Source organism: Thiohalocapsa sp. (assembly GCF_019695415.1).
Taxonomy (GTDB): domain Bacteria; phylum Pseudomonadota; class Gammaproteobacteria; order Chromatiales; family Chromatiaceae; genus Thiohalocapsa.
Map to the genome: position 1 here is coordinate 9,123 of NZ_JAIFKJ010000348.1, position 5,209 is coordinate 14,331.

The following is a 5,209-nucleotide window of genomic DNA, read 5'->3' on the forward strand; positions in this document are numbered from 1 at the left end:
GAGTGCGGAGTGCGGAGTGCGAGGTACGGGTGAGCGAGCCATTCGCGGTTGTGCAACGGCACCGACGGGCGCGCTGCACATACTCCGTACTCCCCCTACTCCGTACCCCGTATTCCGTACTCTCCGATCAAAGACCAAGCCAGACGCGACTCAACCCTTGAGGCTCCCTCATGGCAGATGAATCCACCAATCCCTGGGCCGGCGGCGGCAGCGAGACGGCTGGCGCGGGCGGTGACAACCCTTGGGCCGCCGGCGCCGGTACCACCGGCGAGCCGCCGTCAGACACGCCGCCGGAGCCGGCTGGCGCCTCGGACCCCTGGAGCACACCAGGCGGCGATGCCGAGGCCACTCCGGGAGACTGGCTCGCCGACAGCGGCGCCGGCTTGGACGACAGCGCGCTGGACCTCTGGCACCCGTTTCAGGAGGCGGTGATCCCGCTCGGCGCCTGGGTGGACACCGGCCTCGACTGGCTGGTGGCCAACTTCCGGCCCGTGTTCCAGGCCATCCGGCTGCCCATCGACGCCACGCTCACCGGCATCGAGACCACGCTGCTCGCCATCCCGGACGTGCTCATGGTGGTCATCATAGCGCTGCTTGCCTGGCAGGCGGGCGGCCGGCGCCTCGGCATCAGTGCCGTGATCTCGTTGGTGGTGATCGGGCTCATCGGCGCCTGGGCGGAGGCCATGGTGACCCTGGCCCTGGTGCTCACATCGGTGTTCTTCTGCCTCATCATCGGCCTGCCCATGGGCATCTGGCTCGCCCGCAGCGACCGCGCTGCGGCCACCATCCGGCCGGTGCTGGATGCCATGCAGACGACACCCGCCTTTGTGTATCTGGTGCCGGTGGTGATGCTGTTCGGCATCGGCAATGTGCCGGGGGTGGTGGTGACCATCATTTTTGCGCTGCCGCCACTGATCCGACTCACCAACCTCGGCATCCGCCAGGTGCCGGCGGACCTGGTGGAGGCCGCCCGCTCCTTTGGCGCCTCCAAGCGGCAACTGCTGTTCAAGGTGCAGCTTCCGCTGGCCATGCCGACCATCATGGCCGGCGTCAACCAGACGCTGATGCTCGCCCTGTCCATGGTGGTGATTGCCTCCATGATCGCCGTGGGCGGCCTGGGCCAGATGGTGCTCCGGGGCATCGGCCGTCTGGACATGGGGCTTGCCACCATCGGCGGCGTCGGCATCGTGCTGCTCGCGATCATTCTGGACCGCATGACCCAAGCGTTCGGCCAGTCGGACCGCGAGAAGCCCACCCGGCACTGGTACGAGGCGGGCCCCACAGGGCTGGTGCGCAGCCTTTTCGTCAAGCGCGCGGCCTAAACGCGCCGATCTGCCGATCCGCCGCCAATATCACCCACCGACCCACTGACAGGAGAAGCCCATGCAACTGACATTGGATCTGAAGACCTGTGCCCGTGCCGCCCTCTTCACGGCGCTGACGGCCGCTGCCGGCGCGACCGTGGCCGCCGAAAAGCCCGGCGAGGGCGTGGACGTGCAGCCCATCAAGTCCTCCATCGCCGAAGAGACCTTCCAGACCCTACTGGTGATGAAGGCGCTGGAGGAGCTCGGCTACGATGTAAAGGACATCAAAGAGATCGAGTACGCCGCGGGGCACGTGGCCATCGCCAACGGCGACGCCACCTTCATGGCCGCGCACTGGGACCCCTTGCACATCGACTTCTTCGAGGAAGCCGGCGGTGATGAGAAGATCTACCGCGAGGGCGTCTACTCTTCCGGCTCCATCCAGGGCTATCTCATCGACAAAAAGACCTCGGAAGAGCACGGCATCACCAACATCGACCAGCTGAAAGATCCAGAGATCGCTAAGCTCTTCGACGCCAATGGCGACGGCAAGGCCGACCTCGCGGGCTGCACCCCGGGCTGGGGCTGCGAGAAGGTCATCGAGCATCACATGGATGCCTATGGCCTGCGCGACACGGTCACCCACAACCAGGGCAGTTATTCGGCCATCATCGCCGACACCATCGCCCGCTATGAGCAGGGCGAGCCCATCTTCTACTACACCTGGACGCCCTACTGGGTCAGCGGCGTGCTGGTGCCGGGCGAAGATGTGGTCTGGCTGCAGGTGCCCTTCAGCTCCCTGCCCGGCGAGCGCGAGGACGTGGACACCTCTCTGCCCGACGGCTCCAACTACGGCTTCCAGGCCAATGACCAGCGCATCATCGCCAACAAGGAATTCGCCGAGGAGAACCCGGCCGCGGCGGAGCTGTTCGCAATCATGAAGCTCAGCAACAACGACATCAGTGCGCAGAACCTGCGCATGCGCGACGGCGAGGACAGCGAGGCGGACATCGAAAAGCACGCGGATGCTTGGATCGCCGCCAATCGCGACAAGTTTGACGCCTGGCTGGAGCGCGCCCGCGCCGCGGCGGAATGACCTGACTGCCCGCGCAGCCGACGCCGCTTGCCGCCGGCAAGCGGCGTCGACCGGAAGCCCGGCAATCCTCCCGGCAGGATTGCGCCGCTCGGGGCCTCGTGTGAGCATACAAGGCGATCCTTCCTTCAGGAGTCAATGCCTTGTCAAACCTCTACGACCAAGACTTCAGTGCCTGGACCGAACAACAGGCAGGCTTGCTGCGCGCGGGTCGCTTGGCGGAGCTGGACGTGCAGCACCTGGTCGAGGAAATCGAGAGCATGGGCCGCAGCGAGCGCAGGGAGCTGGTGAACCGCTTGGTCATACTCATGCTGCACCTGCTCAAGTGGCGCTATCAACCGGCGCTGCGCGGCAATTCCTGGCGGCTCTCCATCAAAGAACAACGCATCCGCCTTGCTTCACACCTAGGCGACAATCCAAGCCTCAAGGCCTACCTGGACGCGGCTATCGCGCGGGCCTACCAGCTCGCCGTGATCGAAGCGGAGAAGCAAACGGGCCTACCAGCCGCGACTTTCCCCGAGCGCTGCCCCTTCAGCTTCGCCGAGATGGCCGACGAGCAATTCTGGCCTCATGCCTCCTGATGCGGTTTTTGGCCTGGCGGGGTCGGCGCGGCCGGCAGGACGAGCGTGACACGCAGCCCGGGCGCGGCGTCTGTCAGCAGCAGCTGGGCACCGTGCAAATGGGCCACCGCCTGCACCAGGCTCAGGCCGAGTCCGTGGCCGGGCTCGCTGCGGCTGGCGTCGATGCGGTAGAAGCGCTGCAACACCTTACCCCGCAGCTCCGCCGGAATGCCTGGGCCGGAGTCGGCGACGCTCAGCTGCACGCCACCCCCAACCGCCGCTTCTGCCCTGAGCTGGATGTGCCCGCCGGGCGGCGTGTACTTGATGGCATTGTCGAGCAGGTTAGCCAGCGCCTGGAAAAGCAGGTCGCGGTCGCCGTGCAGGTGTAAGACCGCGGCGGAATCCGACGCCGTCGGCGCCACGTCCAGATGCTGTCCCTTGTCCGCCGCCAGGGGCTCGTAGAGCTCCGCAACGTCGTGCACCAGCACCACCGGGTCCAGATCGGCAAAGGCAGCGCGGCGGCTGCCGGATTCCACCCGGGCGATACGCAGCAAGGCATTGAAGGCGCTGAGCAGCTCTTCAGCATCGTTAATGGCTTCGTCGACGCCCTTCGCGGCGTCGGGACCGAGGTCCATGTCGCGCAGCTGGCTCAGCTTGGTATGCAATCTGGACAGCGGCGTGCGCAGGTCATGCGCAATGTTGTCCGACACCTGGCGTACGCTCGCCATCAGCGCCTCGATGCGTCCAAGCATACGGTTCAGGTTGACCGCGAGCTGGTCGAACTCGTCGCTGCTCCCGTCGGTTGGGATGCGCCGAGAGAGGTCGCCCTCCATGATCTCCCGACCCACTTGGTTGACGGCCTCGATTCGGCGCACCACGCCTGCGCTCATCAGCCAGCCGCCGGCGAGTGCCAGCGCCACGGTCATGGCGAGTCCCCAGCCCAGCGCATCGCGAATCAGCCCGCGAATCGACGCGAGCTCACGCACGTCGCGGCCTACGAGCAAGCGCAAGCCGCCTCGCAGGCGAAACACCTTGCCGCGGGCGGCATGCTCTTCCCCGAGCGCGGCGCCGGCATCCGCGGCATCCCGCAGCCGGAAGTCGATCCACCCGTCGCGGTCCGGCTCCACGTCCGGCCAGGCGTCGATATTCCCCACCAGGGGCCGGTACTTACTGTCGGCGAGCAAGTAGACGCCAGCGCCAGTGGGGCGCTTGGCGCTGCGCTGAGCCAGCAGGGTGGTGAGACCGGAGAGGCCGCGACGGCGGTATTGCTCCGCGAGGCCCTGGATCTCGGCCTCGATGGTGGCATCGGTCTGCCGAGCCATGTAGCCGGCGGTAGACCAGTAGATGAAGCCGAGCAAGATCACCACTGAGCCCGCCAGCAGCACCGCATAGAGGAGTGCCAGACGGAAGGTGAAGCTCGCCAGCACCTCCCGTGGGCGGGTCAGGGGCCAGCCGGCAACGCGTTTCGGCACGGGCGCGGTTCCCGACGCGGACCCGCCCGGCACAACGGCGGCGGACCCCGGCTCGCCGGCGCCGCCGGCGCGTTGCGCCTCAGGGCTCACGCAGGCCTCAGTCAGGGCTCACGGATCACATAGCCCGCACCGCGCACGGTGTGCACCAGGGGCGCATCGAAGTCGCGGTCTATCTTGCCCCGCAGGCGGCTGATGTGGACGTCGATGACGTTGGTCTGGGGATCGAAATGATAATCCCACACGTGCTCCAGCAGCATGGTACGCGTGACGACCTGCCCCGCGTGGCGCATCAGATATTCCAGCAGCCGAAACTCCCGCGGCTGCAGCGGAATCTTCGTGCCGGCGCGGGTCACCTCCCGGGTGAGCAGATCCAGCTCCAAGTCCGCTACCCGGAAGTGGGTCTGCGGTTGGTCCTCCGGTACGGCCCGGCGCAGCAGGGCCTCGATGCGGGCATGCAGCTCAGAGAAGGCGAAAGGCTTGACCAGGTAGTCGTCGCCGCCGGCCCGCAGGCCCTCGACGCGGTCGTCTACGTCACCCAATGCGCTGAGAATCAGCACCGGCGTGCGATTGTCGGACGCGCGCAGGGTGCGCAGCACGCTCAGGCCGTCCAGCGAGGGCAGCATGCGGTCGATGACCAGCACGTCGTAATCGTTGCCCGCCGCGAGCAGGAGACCGTCGCGTCCATCCGCGGCGTGATCCACGGTGGCGCCCACTTCACGCAGCGCCTTGGACAGATAGGCCGCGAGCTGCTCGTCGTCTTCGATGATCAGGACGCGCATA

5 protein-coding genes are annotated in these 5,209 nt (G+C 66.9%); 3 read left to right on the plus strand and 2 right to left on the minus strand.

Features of this window, described 5'->3' with window-relative positions; translation table 11 throughout:
* The first annotated feature begins 170 nt into the window (after nucleotides 1–170).
* The 3 genes from proW (at nucleotide 171) to I6U14_RS09975 (ending at nucleotide 2,978) form a co-directional block, all read left to right on the plus strand.
* Entirely contained in the window at nucleotides 171–1,322 is a 1,152-nt protein-coding gene (gene proW, locus I6U14_RS09965) for a glycine betaine/L-proline ABC transporter permease ProW (protein ID WP_296898930.1), read from the plus strand.
* A gap of 61 nt (nucleotides 1,323–1,383) precedes the next feature.
* Complete coding sequence (proX, locus tag I6U14_RS09970; protein WP_296898931.1) at nucleotides 1,384–2,400, plus strand: glycine betaine/L-proline ABC transporter substrate-binding protein ProX; 1,017 nt, start codon at nucleotides 1,384–1,386, stop codon at nucleotides 2,398–2,400.
* 140 nt (nucleotides 2,401–2,540) lie between these two features.
* The gene (locus I6U14_RS09975; protein WP_296898932.1) at nucleotides 2,541–2,978 is read left to right on the plus strand and encodes a DUF29 domain-containing protein; all 438 of its coding nucleotides are present in this window, start codon (nucleotides 2,541–2,543) and stop codon (nucleotides 2,976–2,978) included.
* Here the strand turns inward: I6U14_RS09975 and I6U14_RS09980 are convergent.
* Nucleotides 2,966–4,429, minus strand: a complete 1,464-nt coding sequence (locus I6U14_RS09980; protein WP_296898933.1) for a HAMP domain-containing sensor histidine kinase — start codon at nucleotides 4,427–4,429, stop codon at nucleotides 2,966–2,968. The genes I6U14_RS09975 and I6U14_RS09980 overlap by 13 nt on opposite strands.
* Before the next feature lie 101 nt (nucleotides 4,430–4,530).
* Nucleotides 4,531–5,208, minus strand: a complete 678-nt coding sequence (locus I6U14_RS09985) for a response regulator transcription factor (protein WP_296898934.1) — start codon at nucleotides 5,206–5,208, stop codon at nucleotides 4,531–4,533.
* Between the last annotated feature and the right edge of the window lies 1 nt (nucleotide 5,209).

Bases quoted from the DNA above. Each gene is read 5' to 3' on its own strand.
- proW (WP_296898930.1), top strand. From the start codon at position 171: ATGGCAGATGAATCCACCAATCCCTGGGCCGGCGGCGGCAGCGAGACG.
- proX (WP_296898931.1), top strand. From the start codon at position 1,384: ATGCAACTGACATTGGATCTGAAGACCTGTGCCCGTGCCGCCCTCTTC.
- I6U14_RS09985 (WP_296898934.1), bottom strand. From the start codon at position 5,208: ATGCGCGTCCTGATCATCGAAGACGACGAGCAGCTCGCGGCCTATCTG.